Below are 25725 nucleotides of genomic sequence, written 5' to 3' on the forward strand. Positions count from 1 at the left end.
TGACCAACTGCCCGGCTTGGGCCTGTACCTCGGCTGGCCCGCTCTCCGGCGGGCGGGCGGCCCCGGCGGGGCTACGGCTTGCGGGCGACCATGATGTCGCGGACGATCGCCTGGTCCACCCAGTGGGCGAAGTCGGGGTAGTCGCACACCTCGAGCCCGTGCGCGGCCAGGATGGCGGCGAGGTCGTCGCGCGACCCGCCGTAGGTGTTCCAGGCGATGCCGATCGCGCCGCCCGGCCGTAGCAGCTCCGCCCACACCGGCACCGCCTTGGCGATCAGCTGGAGCGGGCTGCGGGACAGGCCCGTCGCGCCCTTGCTGCCGTGCTGCACGCCGTACGGCGCGTCGGTCACGACGACGTCGAACGAGCGCGGCCTGAAGAACTCGCGGCCGCGCAGGGTGTCGGCGTTGACCACGGCCACCTGCTGCGTCTCGCCCGCCTTGAACGCCTCCTTCGACAGCCCGAACGACACGTTGAGCCGCCGGCCGATCAGCGCCCGCTCCCGCCTGACCGGCACGGTCTCGGCGGTGTGCTTGAGCCGCTTGTTCTTCAGCCACGTCTTGAGGAAGCCGCTGTAGGCGTCGAAGTCCTTGCCGTCGACGTCGATGCCGTAGGCGTCGTAGCCGTACATGAGGGCCTGGTTGAGCGTGGTGCCACGGCCGCACATCGGGTCGAACACCGACAGATGGCCGTCCAGCGGGAAGTCGGAGGCCAGCACGGTGACGTTGAGCAGCAGCTTGGTGAAGTGCTCGTTGGTCTTGCCCGCGTACTTCTGGATGGTGATGAGGTCGCTGGAGAGCCGGTCGAGCGGGCGCATCTGCAGGGGCCGCAGCAGGTCGCCCTCGATACCGAAGATCGCGTAGACGGACGACAGGTTCGACAGCAGCCCGAGGTCGGGCTCGTCGGCCTCGAACGTCACGTACGGCACGCCGCCGATCCGCGTCTCCTCCACATCGGAGACGGCCGCGAAGACCTCCAGCTCGCTGCGTGTCAGGCGGACGGCACTCTCGCCGTAGACCCGGTTGAAGGCGGGCAGGATCAACAAGGCGTATCGGGACATGCAGCGGATGGTACCGCCTGGGCTGTTTCGCCTGCTCCCGGTCGGAACACCGGCACCCGCCGTCACCCCGTTGCGAAACACCCCGCGAGGCATGGCACGCTTGAGGGTGGTTGATCCGCCACGAGAGCGAATGGGGCGCGGGCGTGCAGGAGTCGGGAAGATCCGTCGTCACGGTCGGCGTGTTCGACGGCGTGCACCTCGGTCACCGGCGGGTGGTCGAGCGCGCCGTGGCCGTCGCCCGCTCGCTCGGCCTGCCGTGCGTGGCGCTGACGTTCGAGCCGCATCCCGCCGAGGTCGTCAGGCCCGGCACCCAGCCGCCCCGGCTGACCACCGCGCGGCAGCGGGCCGAGCTGCTGGCCGCGCTGGGCGTCGACGAGGTGCTTGTGGTGCCGTTCACGATGGAGCTGTCGCGCCTCAGCCCCGCCGACTTCGCCCAGAGCGTGCTCGCCGAACGGCTGCGCGCGGCGGCGGTCGTGGTCGGCGCGAACTTCGCCTTCGGCCACAAGGCCGCCGGTGACCCCGCGACCCTGCGCGAGCTGGGCGACAAGTACGACTTCACGGTCGAGGAGATCCCCCTGGTGTCCGGTGTTTCATCCACTCTGGTCCGCGAGCTCGTCGCCGCGGGCGACGTCGAGTCCGCGGCCGAGGCGCTGGGCCGCCCGCACCGGGTGGAGGGCGTCGTCGTGCGCGGCTACCAGCGCGGTCGCCAGCTCGGCTTCCCCACGGCCAACGTCGAGACCGCGCCCAACACCGCCATCCCCGCCGACGGCGTCTACGCGGGCTGGCTGCGGTGCGTCGCGGTCGGCAACCTGCCGGCCGGCTACGACGGCTGCGTCTGGCCCGCCGCCATCTCGGTCGGCACCAACCCCACCTTCGAGGGCGTGCCGCGGACGGTGGAGGCCTACGCGCTCGACCGGGACGACCTCGACCTGTACGGCATGCACGTGGCCGTCGACTTCGGCGCGCGCCTGCGCGGCAACACCAGGTTCGACTCCATCGAGGCGCTCATCGACCAGATCCATGCCGACGTGGCCGAGGTCCGCCGCCTGACCGGCGGACGGCCGCACCCCGCCTGAGCACCTGAGGAACATCTGTGGGACACCATGTGGACGAGGGAGCCGGCGGCCGCCGGGCCCTGGCGTCGTTGCGTGCCGACTGCGCGAGCTGCGCCGGCCTGTGCTGCGTCGTGCCGGCGTTCGCGGCCTCGGCCGACTTCGCGATCGACAAGCCTGCCGGAACGGCGTGCCCGAACCTGCGCGCCGACCACCGCTGCGGCATCCACGCCCAGCTGCGGGACAAGGGCTTCCCCGGCTGCACCGTCTACGACTGCTTCGGCGCCGGCCAGCAGGTCACCCAGGCGGGTCTGGCGGGCCGGGCAGGCGAGGTCTTCCCCGTCATGCGCGACCTGCACGAGCTGCTCTACTACGTCACCGAGGCGCTGGGCTGGCCGGCGGCCGAGGCCGTCCACGGGGAGCTGGGCCGGGCCGCCGACGAGATCGAGGAGCTCATCGGCGGTGACGCCGACGTCCTGGTGAAGGCCGACACGGGGGCGCTGCGCGCGGCGGTCGCGCCCCTGCTGCGGCAGGCCGGCGAGCTGGTGCGCGGCCACGGCGGGCAGCGGCTCGGGCGCACGATGAAGCCGGATCTCATGGGCGCCAGGCTCAAGGGGGCCGACCTGCGCCGCGCGAGCCTGCGGGGCGGCTACCTGATCGGCGCCGACCTGCGGGGCGCGGACCTGCGCGGAGCCGACGTGATCGGCGCCGACTTCAGGAACGCCGACCTGAGCGGCGCCGACCTGCGCGGCTGCCTGTTCCTCACCCAGTCGCAGCTCGACGCCGCCAGGGGAGACGCGGCCACGCGCATCCCGCCGTCGCTCAGCCGCCCGGGACACTGGCGACGGGGGTGATCGCCACGGGCGGCGTACGGACGGTTCGGCCGCGGCCCGGCAAGAACGATGTGTCAGGGAGCGGACCGCAATGGTAACCTTGCATGTCGGCTCTGTAACGGTGGCGCTGTGCGCTGCCCTGAAGTGCCTTCTCGCGGCGACTGTAGGCACGCACGGTCGCTCGCAATCTCATCTCATCGACGCGTGTCCGTAGATCGAAGGAGAGCCGTGTCCCTCGACACCGCTGCCAAGAAGGCAATCATCGCCGAGTACGCGACGGCCGAGGGCGACACCGGGTCGCCCGAGGTGCAGATCGCGCTGCTCAGCAAGCGCATCAGCGAGCTCACCGAGCACCTCAAGACGCACAAGCACGACCACCACAGCCGTCGTGGCCTGCTGCTGCTCGTCGGTCGCCGGCGTCGCCTGCTGAAGTACCTGCAGAACAACGACATCGCGCGTTACCGTTCGCTCATCGAGCGGCTGGGCCTGCGCCGATAGAGTAGGAAGGGAGCGGCGCTCGGCGCCGCTCCCTTCGCATATGGCATCCGGCGCGCCTAGTGTCGGACAACTGAATATCCGAGACACACTGAAAGCCCCCGCGTCCGCTACAGCACCATGCGACCCGCGACGCCTGCGGGCCGGTCCTCGGTAGTGGCTTCCGGTCATCGTGACCGGGCGCTTCGATCGAAGACCGGCGCTGCACCTTACGAAGGGTGCCGGTGAAAGAGGGCGCGGGTGACCAACCATCAAGGAGGTCCCCCGTGGAGGGTGTCCACACCGCCGAAGCCGTCATAGACAACGGCTCGTTCGGCACGCGCACGATCAGGTTCGAGACCGGCCGGCTCGCCCGGCAGGCGGCCGGCTCCGCCGTCGCCTACCTCGACGGCGAGACGATGGTCCTGTCCGCCACCACCGCGTCCAAGAGTCCCAAGGACAACCTCGACTTCTTCCCGCTGACGGTCGACGTCGAGGAGCGCATGTACGCCGCGGGCCGCATCCCCGGCTCGTTCTTCCGCCGTGAGGGCCGTCCCTCCGAGGACGCCATCCTCACCTGCCGCCTGATCGACCGGCCGCTGCGCCCGTCCTTCGTCAAGGGCCTGCGCAACGAGGTCCAGGTCGTGGCGACCGTCATGGCGCTGCACCCCGACCACCTCTACGACGTGATCGCGATCAACGCCGCCTCGCTGTCGACCCAGCTGGCGGGGCTGCCCTTCTCCGGCCCGATCGGCGGCGTCCGCGTCGCGCTGATCGACGGCCAGTGGGTCGCCTTCCCGACCCACCCCGAGCTGGAGCGCGCGACCTTCGACATGGTCGTGGCCGGTCGCGTCCTCGACGACGGCGACGTCGCGATCATGATGGTCGAGGCCGAGTCGACCAACCACACGCTCAAGCTGGTCGGCGAGGGCGCCGCCGCCCCGACCGAGGAGAGCGTCGCGCAGGGCCTCGAGGCGGCCAAGCCGTTCATCAAGGTGCTGTGCGAGGCGCAGGCCAAGGTCGCCAAGGTCGCGGCCAAGGAGACGGCCGAGTTCCCCGTCTTCCTCGACTACCAGGACGACGCGCTCGAGGCCGTCGAGGGCGCGGTCAAGTCCGAGCTCGCCGCGGCGCTGACGATCGCCGGCAAGCAGGAGCGCGAGGCCGAGCTCGACAGGGTCAAGGGCCTGGTGGCCGAGAAGCTGCTGCCCGACTTCGAGGGTCGCGAGAAGGAGCTGAGCGCCGCCTTCCGCAGCCTGACCAAGAAGCTCATGCGCGAGCGGGTCATCAAGGAGGGCGTCCGCATCGACGGGCGTGGTCCGAAGGACATCCGCGCGCTCAACGCCGAGGTCCACGTGGTCCCGCGGGTGCACGGCTCGGCGCTGTTCGAGCGCGGCGAGACCCAGATCCTGGGCATCACCACGCTGAACATGCTGCGCATGGAGCAGGTCGTCGACACGCTCAACCCCGAGCGCACCAAGCGCTACATGCACAACTACAACTTCCCGCCCTACAGCACGGGTGAGACGGGCCGCGTCGGCTCGCCCAAGCGCCGCGAGATCGGCCACGGCGCGCTGGCCGAGCGGGCGCTGATCCCGGTCCTGCCGTCGCGCGAGGAGTTCCCCTACGCCATCCGCCAGGTCTCCGAGGCGCTCGGCTCCAACGGCTCCACCTCGATGGGTTCGGTCTGCGCCAGCACGATGGCGCTGCTGGACGCCGGTGTCCCGCTCAAGGAGATGGTCGCGGGCATCGCCATGGGCCTGATCGGCGAGGGCGACACCTACGTCACCCTGACCGACATCCTGGGCGCCGAGGACGCCATGGGCGACATGGACTTCAAGGTCGCCGGCACCAAGGACCTCATCACGGCCCTCCAGCTCGACACCAAGCTCGACGGCATCCCGGCCTCCGTGCTGGCCGCCGCGCTGAAGCAGGCCAAGGGCGCCCGCCTGGCGATCCTCGACGTGATGCAGGAGGCGATCGACTCCCCGGCGGAGATGAACCCGACCGCGCCGCGCATCATCACCATCAAGGTCCCGGTCGACAAGATCGGCGAGGTCATCGGCCCCAAGGGCAAGATGATCAACCAGATCCAGGACGACTCGGGCGCCGAGATCACCATCGAGGACGACGGCACGATCTACATCGGCGCGACCGACGGCCCCTCGGCCGAGGCCGCCCGCAGTGCGATCAACGCCATCGCCAACCCGCACATGCCCGAGGTGGGCGAGCGCTACCTGGGCACGGTCGTGAAGATCGCCGCCTTCGGCGCCTTCATCTCGCTGATGCCGGGCAAGGACGGCCTGCTCCACGTCTCGCAGATCCGCAAGCTGCACGGCGGCAAGCGCATCGAGAACGTCGAGGACGTCATGGGCGTCGGCGAGAAGATCCAGGTGGAGATCGCCGAGATCGACTCGCGGGGCAAGCTGTCGCTGGTGCCGGTCGAGGTCATCGAGAAGGAGGCCGCCGCCAAGGAGGCCACCGCTGCCGCCGCGCCGGAAGAGGAGGCCGCTCCGGCCGCCGCCGCCCCCGCCGAGGACAAGCCGCGCGAGGACAAGCCCCGCCGTACCCGCACCAGGGTCCGCAAGCCCGCCGCGACCGACGGAGAAGACCGGAACTCGTGACCGAGCGAAGCGAGGGCACCAGTAGACACAGCACCGTGGTCACGGGGCCGACGAAGGAGGCCTCGTGACTACTGTCACGCTGCATCCTGGTAGGGACGGTGCCGGGGTGGTCAGGCGCACCGTCCTCCCCGGTGGGCTGCGTGTGGTGACCGAGACCATGCCGACCGTGCGCTCCGTCGCGGTCGGCATGTGGGTCGGCATCGGCTCGCGTGACGAGGCCCCCGAGCACATGGGGGCCACGCACTTCCTCGAGCACCTGCTGTTCAAGGGCACGCCGACGCGTGACGCCATGCAGATCTCCGCATCCATCGAGGGCATCGGCGGCGAGATCAACGCCTTCACCGCCAAGGAGTACACCTGCTACTACGCGCGGGTGCTCGACGAGGACCTGCCGCTGGCCGTCGACGTGCTGGCCGACGTCGTCACCTCCTCGCTCGTCACCGAGGAGGACGTCGAGTCCGAGCGTGGCGTGATCCTCGAAGAGATCGCCATGCACGACGACGACCCCTCCGACGTGGTGCACGAGCAGTTCTCGGCCGCCCTGTACGGCGACTCGCCGATCGGGCGGCCGATCCTCGGCACGGTCGAGTCCATCAACGCCCTCGGGCGTGACCGGATCGTCGAGTACTACCGCACCTACTACCGGCCGCCGCGCACCGTCGTCTCCGTCGCCGGCAACATCCAGCACGAGCACGTGGTGGAGCTGGTGGCGCGGGCCTACGAGCGGGCGGGCGCGCTGGAGGGACCCCGCGAGTGCGCGCCGCCGCGCACCAGCGGTCCCGGTGCGCCGAGCCGGTCGGAGGTCAGGGTGCTCGACCGGCCCACCGAGCAGGCCAACCTCGTGCTGGGCACCACCGGCATGTCGCGCACCGACGACCGGCGCTTCGCCCTCGGCGTGCTCAACGCGGCGCTGGGCGGCGGCATGTCGTCCCGGTTGTTCCAGGAGATCAGGGAGAAGCGCGGCCTGGCCTACTCCGCCTACAGCTACACCTCCGCCTACGCCGACACGGGGCAGTTCGGGATCTACGTGGGCTGCCTGCCCTCGAAGATCGACGACGTGCTGCGGATCTGCCGCGACGAGGTGGCCAGGGTGGTCTCCGACGGGATCACCGAGGAGGAGATCCTGCGCGGCAAGGGCCAGATGCGCGGCGGGCTGGTGCTGGGGCTGGAGGACACCGGCTCGCGGATGTCGCGGATCGGCAAGAACGAGCTGGTCTACGACGAGTTGATGTCGGTGGACGAAGTGCTGGGACGTATCGACGCGGTCACCCCCGAGGAGATCGCGGCGGTCGCCAAGGACGTGCTGAACCGCCCGCTGACCCTGGCGGTCATCGGCCCGTACGCGGACAAGGACTTCTCCTCGGCGATCTCCTGACGGCACAGCGGGGTCAAGGCCACCGGGGTCACTCGGTGGCCTTTTCGCTTGTCTGGCCACTCCAGCGGGCCGGCACTGCCCGCCGCGCCGCCGCGCCTGTGGGGCGCGTGGGGCCCTGGCCGTGGCTGCGGGGCGGTGGATGCTGTGACGGCGGACCCTCGGGCCCGTGAGGCCCATGGCTCCGGCCCCGTGGGTCGGTCGGGGGTGTCGCGTAACGGTGGCCGGCCCCGTGCGCTGGAGTGGCGTCACCCTGGACAGGGACCGGCCCCGTGCCTGGGGTGGGCGTGGGCCCGCTTGCCGTACGGGGAGAAGGACGCGCCGGGGCCGTACGGGCGGAGGCGGCCCGATAGGGTGGGGGCGTGATGAGAGTGGGTGTGCTCGGGGCGCGCGGCAAGGTCGGCGTCGAGGTGTGCAGGGCCGTCGAGGCGGCGACCGACATGGAGCTCGTGGCGGCCGTCGACAAGGACGATCCGATCGAGTCGCTCGAGGGCGCGCAGGTGGTCGTCGACTTCACCCATCCCGACGTGGTCATGGGCAACCTCGAGTGGGCCATCTCCCACGGGATCCACCCGGTGGTGGGCACCACGGGGTTCGACGAGGAGCGGCTGGCCACGGTGCGTGGCTGGCTGGAGCGCTTTCCCGGCACCAACTGCCTGATCGCCCCGAACTTCGGCATCGGCGCGGTGCTGATGATGCACTTCGCCCAGCAGGCGGCCCGATACTTCGACTCGGTCGAGATCGTGGAGCTGCACCACCCGAACAAGGCCGACGCCCCTTCGGGCACCGCCCGCCGGACGGCGGAGCTGGTGGCGGAGGCGCGGGCCAAGGCGGGCATGGCGGCGATGCCCGACGCGACCAGCTCAGCGCTCGACGGGGCGCGCGGCGCCGACGTCGGCGGCGTCCACGTCCACTCCGTACGGCTGGCCGGGCTGATCGCCCACCAGGAGGTGCTGCTCGGCGGCGCCGGCGAGATCCTGACGATCAGGCACGACACGATGAACCGCGCCTCGTTCACGCCGGGCGTGCTGCTCGGCGTGCGCAGGGTGGGCGAGTTGTCGGGGCTCACGGTGGGCCTGGAGGCCCTGCTCGACCTGTAGCCGGCCCGAGCCACCGGCGCCAACCGGCGAACCGCCGGCGCGACCCGTCGGCGTGACCGGCTCGAACCACCGGCGCCAACCGGCTCGACCCGGCTCCACCCGTGAAAATGAATGTGCCCATGCCGAAGCATGGGCACATTCTGTGGAGGGGTTCCGGCTCCGCACAGCCGGCACACGATCATCACACTAATGCCAGTGCACACCATCCAGGGAAAGGTGCGTGCGTGTCGATGGTGCGTTGGGCGGACAAGGACGAGCTGGCGGGGCTGGCCGATGTCGAGCGTGCGGCCGATGGCCTGTTCGCGCAGGTCGGAATCGTTTTCCCGCCGGGCACCACGATGGTCGAGGAGTGTGACGACCCGGGCAGGGTGCTGGTGGAGGGCAGGGGCTTCGCCATGATCAGCATGGTCGACGGCAACGTCCATCTCGACCAGCTGGCCGTCCATCCTGACAGCATGCGGCAGGGCATCGGCGGCAGGCTCGTGGCGGCCGTGGCCGACCACGCGCTGGCCGTGGGCGCGCCGGGGGTGACCTTGACCACGTTCCGCGACGTGCCGTGGAACGGGCCGTGGTACGAGCGGCACGGTTTCGCCGTCATGGACGACCCGGGGCCGGAGCTGCGCGCCATCGTCCGGCACGAGCGGGAGCTCGGCATCGAACTCGCGCCACGGATAGTGATGTACCGTCCCGTAGTGTGAGGTTTCGCGACGAACTGTGGCGGGCGATGGACGGTGTCTATCGCCAGATCCTGCGGCATCCCTTCCTCGAAGGGCTCACCGACGGCTCGCTCCCGCGCGAGGCCTTCCGCCACTACGTCATGCAGGAGGCGCACTTCCTGCCCGACTACGCCAGGGCGCTGGCCGCCTGCGCCGCCAGGTCGCCGCAGCCGTCAGCCGTGCACAGGTTCGCCGCCGACGCCGCCAGGACCGTCGAGGTCGAGCACAGCCTCGTCCTGGAGCTGCTGGCGGCGTTCGGGCTCGACGAGGCGGAGGCGCTGAAGTCGCCCGCCGGACCGACCACAGTGGGTTACGCGTCGTACCTGGTGCGGACCTGCTCGCTGGGCACCTTCCCGGAGGCGCTGGGCGCGATCGTGCCCTGCTACTGGATCTACGCCCGCGTCGGGGAGAAGCTGCTGGCCGAGTCGTCGCCCGACCCGCTCTACGCGTGGTGGATCGAGACCTACGGCGGCGAGGACTACCAGGACACCGTCGCGGGCGTGCTCGACCTGCTCGACGGCCTGACGCTGACCGCCGACGAGCGGGAGCGGCTGGTGGAGCGGGCGATCACCACCGCCCGGTTCGAGTGGATGTACTGGGACGCGGCCTGGCGCCAGGAGAGCTGGCCATGCGGCTGAGGGACCTCGTCCACGACGACCACCTCGCGCTGAAGGTGCTGACCGGCCACGACCTGCTCGACCGCAGGGTGCGCGGCGTCGCCACCACCGACCTGCCGGACCCGTCCCGTTTCGTCAAGCCGGGCGAGCTGGTGCTGACCGAGCTGACCTGGCACACCGGCGCCGAGTCCGCGACCGCCTTCGTGCGCGGCCTGGGCGATGTGGCGGCGCTCGTGTGCGGCACCGCGCTCAAGGTCCCGCCGTCCGACCTCATCGACGCCTGCGCCGCCGCGGGGCTGCCGCTGCTCACGCTGCCGGTGGACGTGCCGTTCAGCCAGGTCACCGAGCAGGTGCTGCGGGCGCTGATCGCCGAGCTGGGCGCCGCGCCCCGCCGGCCGCCCGGCGGACGCCGGCGCCTGGCCAGCACCCTGGTGGACGGCGGCAGCCTCACCAAGCTGGTCGACACGGTCGCGGGTGAGCTCGACGTGCCGTGCTGGGTGATGTCGGCGACCGGACGGGTGATCGTCGGCTCGCAACCGCTCGACGAGGACTCCAGGGCGCGCCTCGCCCACACCTTCCTCACCGCGCGCTTCCTGCCCGGCATGGTCGACCGCCTGTCGGTCTTCCCGATCAGCAAGGGCGCCCCGCACCGGATCGCCAACTGGTTCCTCGCCTACCAGGGGGAGGGCGCGCAGGGCGACAGCGAGGACGTCCTGGTCGAGCTGGCCGCTCTCGTCGCGCTCGAACGCTCGCGCCTGGAGGCCGCCCAGCGCATCGAACGCCGCGTCCTCGACCAGTTGCTGCGCCTGCTGGAGTCGGGCGACGCGTCCCTGCCGGGGCTCGTCTCCCGCCTGCACACCCTCCACGTGGAGACCGAGCACGGTCTGCTGGTCGTCGCCCTGACGGCCGCGGGGCCCGAGGTCGGCGTCGCCGTCCTCGACGAGCTGCTGCGCCCGCTCGCGCCCGGCATCGTGACCGCGGCGGGGGAGGAGGCCGTCGCGCTGGTCCCGCTGGCGGGCAACAGCGCGGCTGAGCTGACCGACCATCTGGTGAAGGGCGCCCGCATCCTCGAGGCGGGGCTGGGCGACGAGCGGATCGCGCTCGGCGTCAGCAGCGTGACCACCGGGCCCGCCGGGTTGAGCGGGCTGATCGAGGAGGCCAGGCACGCCCGCTCGCTCGCCTCCCTCGGCGCCGAGCGGGTCAGCGTGGTGACCGGCGACGACGTCAGCTCGCACCGGACGCTGCTGGCGGCGATCCCCGACCCGCTGCGGCGCTCGTTCAGGGCGCGCCTCCTGGGACGGCTGGAGTCCTACGACGCCACGAACCAGACGGACCTGCTGGAGACGCTGGAGACGTTCCTGGAGGAGTCGGGGTCGTGGTCGGCGACGGCGGACCGGCTGCACGTGCACGTCAACACGCTGCGCTACCGGTTGAAGCGGATCGAGGAGCTGACCGGGCGGTCGCTGAACTCCTGGGACCAGCGGGTGGACTTCCTGCTCGCGTTGCGGATGCGATAGCCGCGCGGGCTCGGCGGTTACCTCGGGGTCACCGGGTTCCCGAAAAGTGCGATCTTCCTGCGCCGGGCACGCGGAACCAGACTGCTGCCATGAGCATCGTGACTCGCATGGACTACCAGCCCTTCCCTCCGGACCCGCACAACCACAAGCCGAACTCGCGCCACTCCCTGGTGCTCGACCCGGCCCGTCCCGACGGTCGTTACGTGAAGAACCTGGTGCTGAACTTCGAGAAGCTCGCGCCGGACGAGATCATCCCCGTGCACTTCCACACCAGCGAGGAGGTCCTCATCATCGACGACGGCGAGGCGGAGGCGTTCTACGACGGGGAATGGCAGCCGGTGGGGCCCGGGTCGGTCATCCTCGTGCCGCCCGGCGTGTCCCACGGGTTCCGCAACCTGTCGGGCGGCACGGTACGGCTGCACGCGGTGTTCGGCGGCTCCGTGGTCGGCACCCAGCTGCTGGAACGCAGCCCCGCGCCGGGCACGGAGGACGAGCCGGTGCCACCGCTGTCCATCCTCGACTTCCGCGCCTACGTGGACGGCCCCTGACCCGCCTCAAGGGCGTCCTCCGCGGAAGCGACGCCCTTCGTCGTTGACTTGCAAGATCTTTCTCACCGCTCATGGCTGTTCCTGCGTTCCTCGACCCCGGGGCAGGCGGCGGCCGTCTACCCCGGGCGGGGTTCTCCCCGAGGCTTCGTCCGGAGCAGACCGGGGCATGCCGGGCTTCGGAGACCAGGAAGAGCGTTCCGGAGGTAGGGGGTGCAGGTCGGCCAGCAGACGAAGGGCGGCGGCCGAAGAGGAGCCCGGCCTCGCATTGATCACGACCAGCCGCCGGCCCGCGTCGGCGGGGATGTTCGGCCTGTCCTCCGCGAGCCGCGGCGCGTCGAAGTCGAGATGCCCCGCGAGGAGGGCGTGCGCCATCCGGTTCCAGCCGAGCACATCGCTCCTGCGCCCGATGACGTACGCCGGCACCATCCCGAACGACTCGATCATGACCGCGAGACCGGGGCGGAGCCGCTCGGGGCGGATCTTCTTGCGCCGCGCCTTGGTCGGCCTCGCCAGGCTGTAGAGGCGCGCGGTCTCGTCCAGCCGCAGCGCGCGGGCGAGCGCGTCGAGCACGCCGTCGGAGGCGTTCCTGCTCTGCCCTTGTTCGAGCCGTATGTAAGCGTCGGCGTCGCCGTCCTCGTCATGGTCGCGACCGCCACCGGCGGGCAACACGATCGCCTGCACGGCTACCACCTGGCCTACCTGACAGCCGCCCTCTGCTGCCTCATCGGCGCCCTGGCCGTAGCCCTTTCCCGCCGTACGCCCTGATCTCGGCCGCCGCCCTCAGCCATCGCCCTTGGCCCGGCGTCGTCATCCACGTCGTCGGGCAGTCTGAGGGCCTGGGGCCTGTCTTCCGCCGGTTCCCGGTCGGCTGTGCTCCCCCGGTACCCGTGGTCGCGATCGCTCACTGCTCTTCCTGGCTAGCGGAGTGATATGGGCGGGATGGGGACCCGGTTCGGTGCGCGGCCGGAGGCGGCGTGCCACGCCGGCGGCCGGCGCGGTGGGCGGGGCTGCGGTCCAGCTGGTCGACGTGCGGGCGGCAGACTTCCTGCACCTCGTGGCACAGGAGGGCGGACGTACGGCGGCTTGCCCTGAGCACGCTCGTCGAGATGGAGACGAAGGGGCCCGGTACGGCGCGGCTGACGTCATGGAGCGTGCCCAGGGGAGGGGGTTGGCTGTTGCTGTCGTCAACGACAACTAGGTCGCGGCCGTGACGACGTTCCTCGAACGCGAGGGGTTGGCTGGCCCAGGTCAATTGCCGTCAACCCGGTCCAGCAGGCCGTAGAGATGGTCTAGGAAGGCGTCGACGTGACGTATGTCGTATCCGGGTGAGGCCATCGAGAAGCCATGGAGGATCGAGATCCCGCTCGGATGGTTCTTCTCCCTGCGAACGGCGGGCTCCCTTCCTTCGAGGCCCGCAATGATCCGTTCGATGTAGGCATCGACTTCTCGCTGGTTGTAGCCCCGCCCCGATACGAGCGGGAGTTCAGTGGCGCGAATGTCCAACACCAGTTGAGCCCGCCGCCTTTGGATCCTGGCCCATTGTCTGCTGCCGTCTCGGAAGCTACGCGTCGCGCGTTCGCCGACCACCAGGAGGGCGCCACCCACCACGAGGGTCCCGCCGACCAGCCCCATCCCGAAGGCGACCGCCGCGGCATCCTCCTTCTTCTCCTCATAGCTGTCGGGCCCCGTCCGGCGGTTCGAGCAATAATCGCCGCTGCTCATCCTCTCGCCGCCGCACCTGGGCTCCTGCGCGTCCTTCGACACCACAAGCCAGACCAGTAGCACCACTGCCCCGATGCCCAGCATCCAATAGCCCAGCTTCAACGCCCCTCCAACGACCAGGGTGGGTCCGCCCAGGCTCCGCCTTCTCTCGGCCGCAGCCCCAAATGACCAGCAGTGTATTGAGGGCTCCTGTTGATCGACAATGTGTCGGCTGCCCCTTCCAGGAGGCGGACAGGCCGGCGTGCCTGAGCGTCGCGCAGTAGCGCAGTTCTCACCGCGCGGCTTCTCTCCGCAAGATCCTTCTTGTTCTGATGTCATTACGTCGAGAGGGAACTCCGAGGCATGGACCAGCCCCTCGACCCCATCCGCCACCCCGACGAACGCACCGAACGGGATCACCTTCGTGGACGGCGTCCGCCGGCCCCTGGCTCAGGGACGGTCACCCCCGGTCGCCGTCCGGGCGTCGAAGGCGGCGCGGGCGGCGTCGATCTCGCCGAGGTGGTCCTCCGCCCACACGACCAGGCCGCCCATGGTGTCGAGCAGGGCGCGGCCCATGGCGGTGAGCGTGTACTCGACATGCGGCGGCATGACCGCGCGGACGGTGCGGGAGACGATGCCGTCACGCTCCAGCTCCCGCAGCGTGACGGCCAGCATGCGGTGGCTGATGCCGTCGATGCCGCGGTTGAGCTCGGTGAAGCGCTTGGTGCCCGAGCCGAGCTGATGGATCACCGACAGCGACCACTTCCCGCCCACGCGGTCGAGGATCTCGCGGGCCCGGCACGCCGCGGGGCTGTGGTTCATGGTCGTCTCCCGGTGGAGTGTGCCCTCCGGACGCGAGGGCGGCGCCCTTACTGAGATGAAGCTACTTACCTGAAGTGGGTCTGTCGAGATCCTCGCCCCGCGCCCGGGCCGTCGCGTAGGCGGCGGCCTCGGCGCGGTTGCGCAGGCCCAGCTTGGCCAGCACGTTGCTGACATGGTGGGAGGCGGTCTTGCGGCTGATGAACAGCCGCTCGGCGATCTCGGGATTGGACAGCCCGAGCCCCATCAGGTGGAGCACTTCCCGCTCCCGCTTCGACAGGACGCCGACCTGCTTGGGCCCGGTCCTGCCGCGCACCCCCAGCGAGCGCAGCAGCGCGGCCGCCGCGTCGGCGTCGGCGCGGGCGCCGAGCCGTTCGGAGACGGCCAGCGCCGTCCGGGCCTCGGCGATCGCCACCTCGGGCGCGGACGGGCGCAGGGCCTCGGCCAGCGCCCGCCTGGCTCGGGCCTCCTCCAGCGGGAGGCCGGCCGCGACGAAGCCCGCCAGAGCCGCCTCGAGATGGCCGCGGACCTCGCCCTCGCCGGCGAGCGCGGCGGCATACTCGGTGAATGCCCTGGTCAGCGGGGTGCGGGCGGCTTCCGGCAGGGCGCGCAGCCGGGCGCACACCAGCCGGGCGGCCGCCAGGTGCCCGGCCGCCGCCTCGGCCTCCACCAGCAGCGCCAGCAGCGGCGCCCGCAACGTCTCGCCCTCGGGGCCGCCGTCCTCGTGGTCCCCCTGGTCCGCGTCCTGGTCTGTGCCCTCCTGGTCCCCCTGGTCCCCTTGGTCCCCTTGGTCCCCCTGGTCCCCTTGGTCCCCGTCCTCGTGGTCTCCCTGGTTCTCGGCGCTCCGGCCGTCCACCGCCAGCCCGCGGCGGAGTACCGTCGCGGCGCGTTCCGCCTCGCCACGAGCCAGGTGCAGACCGGCCAGCGGCCGTACGGCGTACCCGTCGTGCTCGTGGCCGTCGAGGAGCCGCTCCGCCTCCTCCAGCCGGCCCTGCCGTACGCGCAGGTCGGCCAGGCGTGCCACCGAGCCGGAACGGAGGGCCCGGTAGCTGGCGTCGTACAGGCGGACGGACGTGGTCAGCTCGTGCTCGGCCTCGGCCCACCGGCCCGCGGCGGTGAGGATCCCGCCGTAGTACATCCGGCAGATGGCCGCGGCCCACACGACGTCGGTGCGCCGCACGAACGCCTCGACCACGGCCGTCCACTGCTCGGCCCGCCGTACGTCGAGAACCATCTCGCAGGCCAGCAGCATCTTGCAGTAGATCTCGCCGACCACCGCCACGTTCCGCACCTCGCCGCCCACAGCGGCCGCCGCGGCCTCGTCGAGCCGGCGCATGCCCTCATCGGTACGGCCCCGCTCCACCAGGCACACGCCGCTGTAGGCCAGGGCGTCGAACTCCAGGTCCGTGTCGCCGAAACGGACGGCGAGGCGCCGCGCGGCCTCGATGTGCCGCAGCCTGACGGCCTGGTCGTCACTCGCCATCGCGCAGGCCAGCTCGACCCAGCCCCGCTCGGGGCAGTCGCCCGCCGCCTCGGCGAGGTGCTTCCCGCGTTCCAGCCATCCGCCGGCGACCGCGTAGTTCCCGTACAGCGCGACGTACTCGAACGCCAGCCAGTAGGCCGCGATCACCGCCGGATACCGCGTCTCACCTCTGGCGCGGAAGCCTGCGAAGGCCCGCTCGCGTAGTGCGACCGCCGTGCCGTACTCGCCCAGCCAGCACAGCGCCTGCCCCAGCCCGTCGAGCGCCTCAGGAGTCTCCTCCCGCGCGAGGGCGGTCTCGAAGGCGGCGCGGGCGTCCTTCCAGTGACCTGCCGCGAGGGCGGCCCTCCCGGCGGCAACGGCCTCATCGACCCCCACGTCACGATTATCCCGCCGCGAACGCGCCCGCGAATAGGGCAGTCGCCCCATGCTCCCGTGCCTGGTCGCGGCGCATGCTGGCCGGGAACCCGGCCACCTGACACGGAGCGTGCGCGATGAGCAGCCCGATGGAGACGTTCCAGCTCTCGGTCGACCAGGCGGAGAGCTACGAGTCGAGTTTGGTTCCCGCGATCTTCGGCGAATGGGCGCCGCGGCTGGTCGAGGCGGCCGGCGTCGCGGCCGGCCAGCGGGTCCTCGACGTCGCCTGCGGCACGGGTGTCGTCGCCCGCGCCGCCGCCCGGCGCGCCGGGGAGCGGGGACGGGTGACCGGCCTCGACCTCAACGCGGCCATGCTGGCCGTCGCCCGGCGGCTGCGCCCCGACCTCGAATGGCGGCAGGGCGACGCGGCGGATCTGCCGTTCGCCGACGGGTCGTTCGACGCCGTGCTGTGCCAGTCGGCGCTGATGTTCTTCCCCGACCCCGTCCGCGCCCTGCGCGAGATGGCGCGCGTCGTGGCCACGGACGGCCGCGTGGCCGTCCAGGTGTGGGCGCGGCTGGAGCGGCAGCCGGGTTACGGCCCGCTCGTCCAGGTGGCCGCCCGCCACGCGGGGCCCGAAGCGGTCAGCCTGCTGAGCGCCTACTGGAAGCTGGGCGACACCGACGCGCTGGCGGGGCTGTTCGCCGCCGCCGGGCTGCGGGTCACCGCCATCACCGCCCGCACCGGGACGGTACGGCTCGGCTCCGTCGACGAGCTGGTGCGGATCGAGGTCGAGAGCACGCCGCTCCGCGAACGGATCAGCGACGAGGTGTACGGCAGGATCATCGCGGACGCCCGGGAGGAACTGGGCCGGTTTCGCACGGGCACCGGCATCGCCGTCCCGATCGAGGGGCTGCTGGTCACGGCGGTTCCCGGCGCCCCGGCCACGGCGGGCGGCCGGTTCCCGGGCACGGCGGGCGGCCGGTTTCCGGGCACGGCGGGCGGCCTGCTCCCAGGCACGGCGGGCGGCCTGCTCCCGGCCGTCCGGCTGCGGCGCGCCGCTCCGCCGGGCTGAGGGGCCGGCGGGGAAGGACTCACGGCGAGGTCATGGGTGTGACTCGGGCGCGGTGGCGGCGAACCGCATCGCGGTTGGCGCACCGGTGGGAGCAGTAGCGCTGCCGTCCGGTGCGGGAGGTGTCGGCGAAGACCAGGGTGCACCCGTCCACGGCGCACCGCTGCAGCCGGTGCATCCCCCGCCCCGCCAGGTGCAGCGCGGTGCCGACGGAGATCAGCGCGAACAGCACGGGGCCGAGCGGCTGCCGGTCGTCGCGGTAGTGCAGGTGCCAGCCGGATCCGGAGTGGTCGGTCAGCCGCGGGTAGGCCGCGGCCGCCGCCAGCATGCGGTTGAGCAGTGCGGCGCGCTCGTGCTCGTCGGTGGCGTCGACGATCTTCTCCCACGCGTCCAGCGTGTCCAGGGTGTGGCCGAGGTCCTGCGGCGTGACCGGGCGCTCCAGCACCAGCCCGGCGGCGCGGCAGCGGTCCGCGAGCTCGTCCGCGGTCGCCGGGCGCCGGTTGGCCAGGCTCGCGGCCAGCTTCACGGCGCCCTCGCCGTAAGGGTTGAGATGCATAAGCTCATTACATCAGGCTGTTGGGTATGAGGTACCACAGCGATGTACGGCAGGCGGTCGAGGATGACGTCGCGGAACTCGTGCGCCTGCGGGCGTTGCTGTTCGCGACCCTCGGCGGCGACTTCTTCAACCCCTCCTCAGCGGGCGACGAGTGGCGGCACGCGCTCACCACGGTTCTGAAGGACAAGCTGACCGCCGACGACGCGTGCATCCTGGTCGTGGACGGCGACAACGGTCTCGCCGCCTGCGGCATCGGCACCATCGAGCAGTGGTTCCCCGGCCCGCACTCGCACAACGGCCGGGTCGGACACGTGATCGGCGTGGTCACCGACCCCGCCTACCGGCGCCGCGGCCACAGCCGCGCGATCATGCACGGGCTGCTCGACTGGTTCCGCGAACAGGACGTCGCCCGCGTCGACCTGCACGCCTCCCGCGACGGTGAACCGCTCTACCGGTCGCTCGGCTTCGTCGAGCACCCCGACCCCGCACTGTACTGGCGCCCGTGACAGCCGCCCGCACCGGGGCCGGTACCGGTGCGGGCGCGAGCGCTGAGCCGCCGGTGCCCGGCGGAGACCGTCAGCTCGGCCGGTGGCGCAGGCTCGGCCGGTGGCGCAGCAGGGAGGCCACGCGGTCGATGCGGTTGGTCCAGACGCCGCCGGAGTACCCCTCGGGGATCCTGGCGACATCGGCGGGGGTGTCGAAGCCTTCGGAGAAGTCCCCCGATCCCGCCACGACGATCACCCGGGTGCCGTGCTCGCGCATCCGGGCGACGAAGGTGTGCGGCCAGCCCCACATCCACCGGGCGTACTGCTCGGGAAGGTGCAGCTGCGTGTTCTCGCACGAGTCCGGCACGTATCCCGTCCAGCCGACGGCGGCGTAGCGCAGCAGGCAGTCCTGCATCGTCTGCCGCGACATGACGCGCATGCCGGGCAGCCTCTTCCTCAACGCCGCCACCGGCAGGTCGCCCCCGTAGACGGCGAGCGTGCGCAGCCGGTCTGCGGGCAGCGTGGCGAGGTAGCCGGCGAGCCGCTCGCCGTCGGCGGGTTCGTCGCTCTTGACGTGGATGAGCAGTTCCCGGCCAGGGAAGGCGGCCATGACCTCCTCGATGACCGGCATCCCGCCCACGCCCTTGCCGCGGAACGGGTGGGTGGCGCCGTCGTCGGCGGTGTAGCCGTGGCCGATGTCGAGCCTCTTCAGCTCGGCGAGCGTGTGGTCCCGCACGGCGCCCGTGCCGTCGGTGCGGCAGTCGAGCGTGGCGTCGTGGAAGACGGCGATGCGGTCGTCCCTGGTCACCTGGACGTCGAACTCCACCATGTCGGCGCCCGCCGCGAAGCCGGCGCGCATCGAGTCGAGGGTGTTCTCCAGATACGGGTGCTCCGGCTGGTGGATGCGCTCCGCCGTACAGGTGTCGTTGGTGATGCCGTCGAAGCGGAAGGTCTGGGCGAGCCCGCGGTGGGCCAGCAGCAGGGGCGGGCCTCCGTCGGCGGCCCGCCACGAGGCGTTGTTCACGTACACGAAGGCGGCGAGTGCGAGCAGGGCGACGAGCACGACGGTGCGGCGTCGGAAACGCATGGTGGCAGGCTCCTGGAGGTAGACGGCGGCACCAGGATCGCCGCCGCGACAGCCGAGGAGAACCGGCGAAGGACGTAGCCGCACTATGCCTTTAGGACTGCCTCGTAGGACTCCCTCGGCGGTTCGTGGCCGTGCGGCTCTCAGGACTCGGCCGGTCGTGGCCGTGCGGCTTTCAGGGCTCGGCCGGTCGTGGCCGTGCGGCTTTCAGGACTCGGCCGGTCGCGGCCGTCCTGCTTTCAGGACTGGCTCAGCAGGTCGCGCGCGAGCAGCGCGGCCTGGGTGCGGCTGCTCACCTGCAGCTTCGCCAGGATGTTGCTGACGTGCGTCTTCACCGTGCGCTCCGCCAGCGTCAGCGCGCCGGCGATGTCCTGGTTGGCCATCCCCTGCGCGATCAGGCCGAGGATCTCGCGTTCCCGCCTGGTCAGCGTGCTGACCCCGGCTCCCGCGGGTGGAACGGCCGCCGGGCGCTGCTTGGGCCACAGCATGTCGACCGCTGACGAGCTGAGCGCCGTCACCCCGCCATGCGCGGCGCGTACGGCGGCGGCCAGCTCGCCGCCGCTGGCGTCCTTGAGCACGAAGCCGTCGGCACCGGCGGCGAGGGCGCGCTGGATGTCGGCGGCGCGCCCGACGGCGGTGAGCATCAGGACGCGTGCGCGTGTCTCCGGGTGCGCGCCGCGCAGCAGGGACAGCGCCCGCACGCCGTCCATGCCGGGCAGGTACAGGTCGAGCAGCACGACGTCCGCGGGGTCCTGATCGGCGGCGAAGAGGTCGAGCAGCGCCTGGCCGTCCGCCAGCTCGCCGACCACGTCCACGTCCGGCTGGGCGCCCAGGATGAGGGCGAGGCCTTCCCGTACCAGTGCCTGGTCGTCGACTATGACAAGCCGGATCATGTGCCCGATGGTAGGGGCTCGGGGGAAGCGAGGCGGTGTGAGGCAGGTGCTCGCCGGCCGGTTGCGCGTCAGGTGGCAGGTCGTGGTGGACGTCGCGCTCACGGCCGTGGCCGCCGCGCTGTTCGCGGCTGGGGGACCGGCCTCGGTGCCGCTGTCGGTGGGCCAGATCCTGCCGCTGGCGTGGCGCCGCCGCGCGCCCGGGGCCGTGCTGTGCGTGGTCGGTGTGTTCACGGCCGCGCACATGGCGGCGGGGATGACGCGCGCGCTGGGCTACCTGCCGGCGTTGGTGGCGATGTACACGGCGGCGACCAGCGAGGCGCGTCTGGTCCGGTGGGGCGTGTGCGGCGTGACCGCCGCGGCCGTCGCCGCGAGCACGCAGCGCGGCCTGGGGGAGGTCGTGGCCATCTTCGCCGCCGCCTGGATGCTGGGCGTCGAACGCCGCCGGAACGTGCGGGAGCGCAGCGCGTTCGCGGCGGAGAGCGCCCGGCTGCGGCTGGAGCGCCGCGTCGTGGAGGAGCAGCTGGCCGCCGCCGAGGGCCGGGAGCTGCTGGCCCGGCGCCTGCACGACACCCTGGCCCGCACGATCACCGTCATGCTGGTCCAGACGGAGGCGCTGCGCTCCGCCGCACGGTTGACGCCCGCGGACGGCGAGCGCGTCGACCGGGTGCTCGGCGCGGGACGGGAGGCGCTGGCCGAGGTCCGCGACGCCATCAGGGACCTCGACGCCCTGGAGGTGGCGACCGCGGCCGACGACCTCACCGAGCGGCTGGACCAGCTGCGCGCCGCAGGTCTCGACGTTCCGGCGGCGCCGCCCCAGCTCGTGGCCGAGCTGCCCGCCGCCGTGCGCGCGGTGGCGCACCGGCTCGTCGGCGAGGCGGCCACCAACGCGCTCAGGTACGGCGGGCCCGGCACGCGCCTGGACCTCGCCGCGGACCGGGACGGGGACGGCGTCACGATCACCGCCACCAGCCACCCGCCCCGCCACGCCACACGCAGGGCGGAGGGGACGGGCTACGGGCTGCGCAGCCTCACCACCGACGTCGAGACCTACGGCGGCACCCTGGCGTACGGCCCGAGGGAGGACGGCACCTGGGTGGTGGCCGCGACGTTCCCCCACGTCCCCCTGAGGTGATGCGCCCCCGGGGAGTACGCGGAACACACGACGGAATCCTCACGTGTACGGCGGGAGCCCACCGCAGGATGACGCCCGGCCGGACCCGCGTCGGCGATGCTCGGCTGGGACCGTGCTTTCAGGCCCCGGCCGCGTACGCCTCCAGTTCGGCCAGGTACCCGTCCTTCACCTGCCGCGGCAGCCACGCGATCTCGAAGGCGTTGCGCTGCACCTGCAGCAGTTCCTCCCTGGACAGCTCCAGCGCCGCCAGGTTCTCCTGCACGTATCCGGGGAAGTACGCCGGGTCGTCGGAGTTGATCGTCACCCGCACGCCCAGGTCGAGCAGCTTCCTGATCCCCTCGGCCTTCATCGAGTCGGTGACGATGGAGTTGGAGATCGGGCAGCAGGTCAGCCCGATCCCCCTGTCGAGGACCCGCTGCACCAGCGCGGGGTCCTCGAGGATGTTGACGCCGTGGTCGATCCGGTCGACCTGGATGTCGTCCAGGCACTGGCGGATGTGCTCGACGGAGTTCTCCTGGTCGACGTCGCAGTGCATGGTCAGCAGGTAGCCCTCCTGCCTGGCCCGCTCGTAGACGGCGGCGAACTTGGCCGGCGGGTTGCCCTTCTCGTCGGAGTCGAGGCCGACGCCGACGATCCACTCCTTGTACGGCAGCGACTCCAGCAGCGTCGCCATGGCGTACTCGGCCTGGAAGTCGCGCAGGAAGCACATGATGAGCTGGGCGCGGATGCCGAGCCGGGCGTCGGCGTCCATGAGCGCGCGGCGCAGCCCGCGGATGATCACGTCGAAGGGGACGCCGCGGGAGGTGTGCGCCTGCGGGTCGAAGAAGATCTCGGCGTAGCGGACGTTCTGCGAGGCGGCCTTGCGCAGGTAGGCCATGGCCAGGTCGTAGAAGTCGGGCTCGGTGCGCAGCACGCCCATGCCCTCGTAGTAGACGGCCAGGAACGACGGCAGGTCGTCGAAGGAGTAGGCGGCCCGCATCTCCTCCACCGACGCGTACGGCAGGGCGATGCCGTTGCGCTGGGCCAGCTCGAACTTGAGCTCCGGCTCGAGCGTGCCCTCGATGTGCAGGTGGAGCTCGCACTTGGGCAGCCCGGCGATGAAGTCGTTCATTGGATGACCTCCACGATCTCGAGGTTGACGCAGTCGACCAGGCCGAGGTCGGTGACCGCGTAATCAGGGATGGCGGTGATGGACAGGAAGAACAGGTACATCAGCGGCGCGGGCAGGCCGCACCCCAACGAGCGTGCCACGTCGTCGAGCCGCTGTTCGAGCACCGCCATCTCGGCGGCGGGGATGTCGGACACGATGCCCGCGACGGGCAGCGGCAGCGACTCGACGACCGTGCCGTCGACCACGATGACCTGGCCACCGCCCATCGCCGAGACGGTGTTGACGGCGAGCGCCATGTCGGCGCGGGAGGCGCCCACGCAGATGATGTTGTTGTCGTCGGGGGCGGCGCTGGTGGCGATGGCGCCCTTGCGCAGGCCCATGCCGCTGACCATGGCGACGGGCATGTTGCCCGTCTTGCCGTACCGCTCGACGACGGTGACCAGGAGCGCGTCGTGCTCGACCGACGGCTCGACGACGCCGTCGACGACGGGCAGGGTGACGTCGCGCCGCCTGCGCACGAAGACCTGCTCGGTGAAGTTCAGGGTGAGCACCGTGACCTCGTCGGCCGCCGAGCGCAGGGCCAGGTCGTCGGCGGTCACCTGGCGCACGGGGAAGGGCCGCACCTCGCCCCTGGCCGGCGGTACGGCGGGCACGACCATGGCCCCGTCCCTGGCCACCAGACGGCCTCCGGCGACGACCTCCCTGACCTTGAACTCCTCCAGCGAGTCGACGATCAGCACGTCGGCGAAGCGCCCGGGCGCGATGCTGCCGACCAGGTCGTCGATGCGGTACATCTCCGCGCAGTTGACGGTCGCCATCTGGATCGCGGTGACCGGGTCGACGCCGGCCTTGATCGCCATCCTGACGAGCTTGTCCATGTGCCCGCCGGCCAGCACGTCGGCGGCGTGCACGTCGTCGGTGCAGAACGCGACGCGCCGCGCGCCCACCTTGGCGACGACCTGGATGTTCTCCTCGAGGAAGTGCGCGACGGACGACTCGCGGACGATCGCGTAGATGCCCTGGCGCAGCTTCTCGAGCATCTCCTCGTGGGAGTAGGACTCGTGGTCGAGCCTGATGCCCGCGGCGGCCAGGCCGGCGATGCGGCGGGCGTCCGACAGGGGCGCGCACCCGAAGATCGGCAGCCGCCGCTGGTGGGCGAGCTCGAGCGCCGCCATCACGGCGGGGTCGCCGTGCTCGACCATCTCCTGGACGGTCTCCCAGACGCCGACGCACTCGGGCCACTCGTGCGCGACGCGGTGCTCGGCGGGGCCGAAGGTGTGCCCGACGGTCGACTGCGGCACGGTGTAGGGGGCCTTGGCGGGGGCGCCCCACCAGATCCGCATGCTGGTGGCGGCCGCCTCGTTGAGCGCCTGCCGTACGCCGTCGAGGCCCTGCGCCACGAGGATCTGGTCGAGGCCGGAGACCACGCTGGTGGTGCCGAAGGGGACGACCAGGTTGGCGAAGCTGGTCACCGACAGCTTGCTGCACTCGATGTGCAGGTGGCCGTCGATGAGTCCGGGCACCAGGAAGCCGCCGCGAGCGTCGATGATCTCGGTGTCCGGGCCGCGGTCGAGGGCGGGGCCGACGGCCGCGATCCGGTCGCCGCTGATGCCGATCTCGGCCGGGTACAGCTCGCCGGTCAGCACGTTGACGAGCGTGCCGTTGGTGATGATCGTGTCCGCGGGCCGGCGGCCGTAGGCGACATCGAGCAGGTCATGCATGGGCGAGCTCCTTGATGGGGACCGGTCGGCGGTCCAGGGCGGCGTAGACGATTCCGGCGACGACGAAGCCGGCGAAGATGCTGAAGTCGGAGCCGCCGGTCGCGCCGGAGATCCAGCCGACGAACACGCTGGAGTTCAGCCAGAGCGCGGCGGCCACCATGCCGGCGGCCTGGGCGATGAGGCCCGGCCAGCGGACCTGGTCGGGGGCGTGGTCGTCGAACAGCGCGGCGGCGTCGTAGCGGCCCCTGCGGCGCAGCCAGTCGGTGACGTACACGCCCGCCCACGGCGCCAGCCAGATCACCAGCAGGCCGAGGAAGGCGTTCAGCATCGTGTTGAACGAGTCGGAGGTGATCGCGACGAAGGTGATGATCACGCAGAGGATCAGGTCGAGGACGACCGCCAGCCACCGCTTGACGTTGATGCCCGCCGCCTGCAGGTTCAGGCCCGAGGAGTACAGGTCGGTGGTGTTGGCGGCGAAGAGCGTGACCACGGTCAGCAGCAGGTACGGCACGACGAACCAGGACGGCAGCGCACCGGGCAGCCCGGAGATCGGGTCGCTGGCGTTGGTCACCACGGTGGCGACGGCCGCGCCGAGGACCATCAGCAGCAGGTACGGCACGAAGCCGCCCAGGAAGGCGTAACCGAACACGGCCTTCCTGGAGGAGTCGACCGGCAGGTAGCGCGAGTAGTCACCGCCCAGCGGCGCCCACGACAGGCCGCCGCCCGACATCACCAGCATGACCGCCAGCGTGAAGGTGGAGAAGTCCGCCGATCCCGCCGCCGACAGGTTCGCCTTGGGCGCGACCAGGATCGCCATGATCACGAACATCACCAGGAACACCCAGGTGAGGTACTTCTGCGCCTTCATGACCGCGGAGTGCCCGATCAGCGGCAGGATGAGCTGGATGACCGCGGCGACCAGCACGATCGCCACCTTCAGCCCGAGACCGTCGCTCGAGACGCCGGCCTGCTCCAGCAGCGTGAGCCCGGCCAGGGTGATCATCACCATGCCGCCGGCCTCGAAGCCGACCATGTTGAGCCAGCCGAAGAAGCCGAGCACGCGGGCGCCCTTGTTGCCGTAGGCGGCGCGGGAGATCGCCATCGTCGAGGTGCCCTGCTGCATCCCCTGGATGCTGCTGAACCCCACCAGGGGGAAGGCGAGCAGGTTGCCGATGACGATGGCCGCCACGGCCTGCCAGAAGCTCAGCCCCATCGCGACGACGATGGTGCCGTAGACCACGGTGAAGACGGTCGTCGTCGTGCCTGCCCAGAGGAAGAGCAGGTCGCGAGGGCGGCCGTACCGCTCGGCCGCAGGAACCAGCTCGATCCCGCGTTGCTCCATGGACGGTTCCTTCCGGAGTCGCTGAATACCGGATTCAGTGAACCAGGAGGGTCTGACCAGGACGGT

The 25725-nt window shown here is 71.5% G+C and carries 24 protein-coding genes; 13 read left to right on the forward strand and 11 right to left on the reverse strand.

Annotation, left to right across the window (positions count from 1 at the left end; translation table 11 throughout):
- Nucleotides 1–71 precede the first annotated feature (71 nt).
- Entirely contained in the window at nt 72–1058 is a 987-nt protein-coding gene (locus ACWENQ_RS02595) for a TRM11 family SAM-dependent methyltransferase (protein WP_449916979.1), read from the reverse strand.
- A 113-nt stretch (nt 1059–1171) separates the two neighbouring features.
- Between ACWENQ_RS02595 and ACWENQ_RS02600 the strand changes: the two genes are divergently transcribed.
- From ACWENQ_RS02600 to ACWENQ_RS02645, 10 genes are all read left to right on the forward strand, one after another.
- On the forward strand, nt 1172–2134 hold the full coding sequence (locus tag ACWENQ_RS02600; RefSeq protein WP_354906845.1) for a bifunctional riboflavin kinase/FAD synthetase: 963 nt from the start codon (nt 1172–1174) through the stop codon (nt 2132–2134).
- A 17-nt stretch (nt 2135–2151) separates the two neighbouring features.
- Nucleotides 2152–2964: a pentapeptide repeat-containing protein gene (locus ACWENQ_RS02605; protein ID WP_452412691.1), complete on the forward strand. Its 813-nt coding sequence runs from the start codon at nt 2152–2154 to the stop codon at nt 2962–2964.
- 207 nt (nt 2965–3171) lie between these two features.
- Complete coding sequence (rpsO, locus tag ACWENQ_RS02610; RefSeq protein ID WP_354906731.1) at nt 3172–3441, forward strand: 30S ribosomal protein S15; 270 nt, start codon at nt 3172–3174, stop codon at nt 3439–3441.
- Nucleotides 3442–3704: 263 nt separating this feature from the next.
- On the forward strand, nt 3705–6038 hold the full coding sequence (locus ACWENQ_RS02615) for a polyribonucleotide nucleotidyltransferase (RefSeq protein ID WP_452412692.1): 2334 nt from the start codon (nt 3705–3707) through the stop codon (nt 6036–6038).
- A 64-nt stretch (nt 6039–6102) separates the two neighbouring features.
- Nucleotides 6103–7413: a M16 family metallopeptidase gene (locus ACWENQ_RS02620; RefSeq protein WP_354906729.1), complete on the forward strand. Its 1311-nt coding sequence runs from the start codon at nt 6103–6105 to the stop codon at nt 7411–7413.
- Nucleotides 7414–7772: 359 nt separating this feature from the next.
- Nucleotides 7773–8510 (forward strand): 4-hydroxy-tetrahydrodipicolinate reductase, encoded by a 738-nt coding sequence (gene dapB, locus ACWENQ_RS02625; protein WP_452412693.1) that lies wholly within the window; start codon nt 7773–7775, stop codon nt 8508–8510.
- A gap of 230 nt (nt 8511–8740) precedes the next feature.
- Nucleotides 8741–9208, forward strand: coding sequence for a GNAT family N-acetyltransferase (locus tag ACWENQ_RS02630; RefSeq protein WP_354906843.1), 468 nt, complete (start codon nt 8741–8743; stop codon nt 9206–9208).
- The gene (locus ACWENQ_RS02635) at nt 9205–9864 is read left to right on the forward strand and encodes a TenA family protein (RefSeq protein WP_354906728.1); all 660 of its coding nucleotides are present in this window, start codon (nt 9205–9207) and stop codon (nt 9862–9864) included. Before ACWENQ_RS02630 ends, ACWENQ_RS02635 begins: the two co-directional genes overlap by 4 nt.
- Complete coding sequence (locus ACWENQ_RS02640; protein ID WP_452412694.1) at nt 9855–11360, forward strand: PucR family transcriptional regulator; 1506 nt, start codon at nt 9855–9857, stop codon at nt 11358–11360. Before ACWENQ_RS02635 ends, ACWENQ_RS02640 begins: the two co-directional genes overlap by 10 nt.
- Before the next feature lie 89 nt (nt 11361–11449).
- Nucleotides 11450–11908, forward strand: a complete 459-nt coding sequence (locus ACWENQ_RS02645; protein ID WP_449916964.1) for a cupin domain-containing protein — start codon at nt 11450–11452, stop codon at nt 11906–11908.
- A gap of 69 nt (nt 11909–11977) precedes the next feature.
- Here the strand turns inward: ACWENQ_RS02645 and ACWENQ_RS02650 are convergent, their stop codons facing one another.
- The 4 genes from ACWENQ_RS02650 to ACWENQ_RS02665 form a co-directional block, all read right to left on the reverse strand.
- Entirely contained in the window at nt 11978–12589 is a 612-nt protein-coding gene (locus tag ACWENQ_RS02650) for an MmyB family transcriptional regulator (protein WP_452412695.1), read from the reverse strand.
- A 567-nt stretch (nt 12590–13156) separates the two neighbouring features.
- Nucleotides 13157–13732, reverse strand: coding sequence for a DivIVA domain-containing protein (locus ACWENQ_RS02655; RefSeq protein WP_452412696.1), 576 nt, complete (start codon nt 13730–13732; stop codon nt 13157–13159).
- 327 nt (nt 13733–14059) lie between these two features.
- The gene (locus ACWENQ_RS02660) at nt 14060–14431 is read right to left on the reverse strand and encodes a winged helix-turn-helix transcriptional regulator (RefSeq protein WP_452412697.1); all 372 of its coding nucleotides are present in this window, start codon (nt 14429–14431) and stop codon (nt 14060–14062) included.
- Nucleotides 14432–14492: 61 nt separating this feature from the next.
- Complete coding sequence (locus tag ACWENQ_RS02665) at nt 14493–16286, reverse strand: LuxR C-terminal-related transcriptional regulator (protein ID WP_452412698.1); 1794 nt, start codon at nt 16284–16286, stop codon at nt 14493–14495.
- A gap of 116 nt (nt 16287–16402) precedes the next feature.
- On the opposite strand from ACWENQ_RS02665, the gene ACWENQ_RS02670 reads away from it, so the two are divergent.
- On the forward strand, nt 16403–17338 hold the full coding sequence (locus ACWENQ_RS02670; protein WP_452412699.1) for a class I SAM-dependent methyltransferase: 936 nt from the start codon (nt 16403–16405) through the stop codon (nt 17336–17338).
- 19 nt (nt 17339–17357) lie between these two features.
- Here the strand turns inward: ACWENQ_RS02670 and ACWENQ_RS02675 are convergent, their stop codons facing one another.
- Nucleotides 17358–17891, reverse strand: coding sequence for a CGNR zinc finger domain-containing protein (locus tag ACWENQ_RS02675; RefSeq protein ID WP_452412700.1), 534 nt, complete (start codon nt 17889–17891; stop codon nt 17358–17360).
- A 26-nt stretch (nt 17892–17917) separates the two neighbouring features.
- Here ACWENQ_RS02675 and ACWENQ_RS02680 point away from each other — a divergent pair, with 26 nt between their 5' ends.
- Nucleotides 17918–18397 carry a GNAT family N-acetyltransferase gene (locus tag ACWENQ_RS02680; RefSeq protein WP_452412701.1) on the forward strand — a complete coding sequence of 160 codons (480 nt, stop codon included), beginning with the start codon at nt 17918–17920 and terminating at the stop codon, nt 18395–18397.
- A 70-nt stretch (nt 18398–18467) separates the two neighbouring features.
- Here ACWENQ_RS02680 and ACWENQ_RS02685 read toward each other — a convergent pair whose 3' ends face one another.
- Both ACWENQ_RS02685 and ACWENQ_RS02690 read right to left on the reverse strand, forming a co-directional pair.
- Nucleotides 18468–19463, reverse strand: a complete 996-nt coding sequence (locus ACWENQ_RS02685; RefSeq protein WP_452412702.1) for a glycerophosphodiester phosphodiesterase family protein — start codon at nt 19461–19463, stop codon at nt 18468–18470.
- 236 nt (nt 19464–19699) lie between these two features.
- A complete protein-coding gene (locus ACWENQ_RS02690) occupies nt 19700–20353 on the reverse strand; it encodes a response regulator (RefSeq protein WP_452412703.1) in 654 nt (217 codons plus the stop codon).
- A 37-nt stretch (nt 20354–20390) separates the two neighbouring features.
- On the opposite strand from ACWENQ_RS02690, the gene ACWENQ_RS02695 reads away from it, so the two are divergent.
- Nucleotides 20391–21485 (forward strand): sensor histidine kinase, encoded by a 1095-nt coding sequence (locus ACWENQ_RS02695; protein WP_452412704.1) that lies wholly within the window; start codon nt 20391–20393, stop codon nt 21483–21485.
- Nucleotides 21486–21603: 118 nt separating this feature from the next.
- On the opposite strand, the gene ACWENQ_RS02700 is transcribed toward ACWENQ_RS02695, so the two are convergent.
- The 3 genes from ACWENQ_RS02700 to ACWENQ_RS02710 are packed head-to-tail and all read right to left on the reverse strand — an operon-like array spanning nt 21604 to nt 25659.
- A complete protein-coding gene (locus tag ACWENQ_RS02700; RefSeq protein ID WP_354906718.1) occupies nt 21604–22596 on the reverse strand; it encodes an adenosine deaminase in 993 nt (330 codons plus the stop codon).
- Entirely contained in the window at nt 22593–24317 is a 1725-nt protein-coding gene (locus ACWENQ_RS02705) for an adenine deaminase (RefSeq protein WP_449916940.1), read from the reverse strand. The genes ACWENQ_RS02700 and ACWENQ_RS02705 overlap by 4 nt, the downstream gene beginning before the upstream one ends.
- Nucleotides 24310–25659, reverse strand: coding sequence for a purine-cytosine permease family protein (locus tag ACWENQ_RS02710; protein WP_449916937.1), 1350 nt, complete (start codon nt 25657–25659; stop codon nt 24310–24312). The genes ACWENQ_RS02705 and ACWENQ_RS02710 overlap by 8 nt, the downstream gene beginning before the upstream one ends.
- Between the last annotated feature and the right edge of the window lie 66 nt (nt 25660–25725).

Source organism: Nonomuraea sp. NPDC004354, assembly GCF_053602555.1.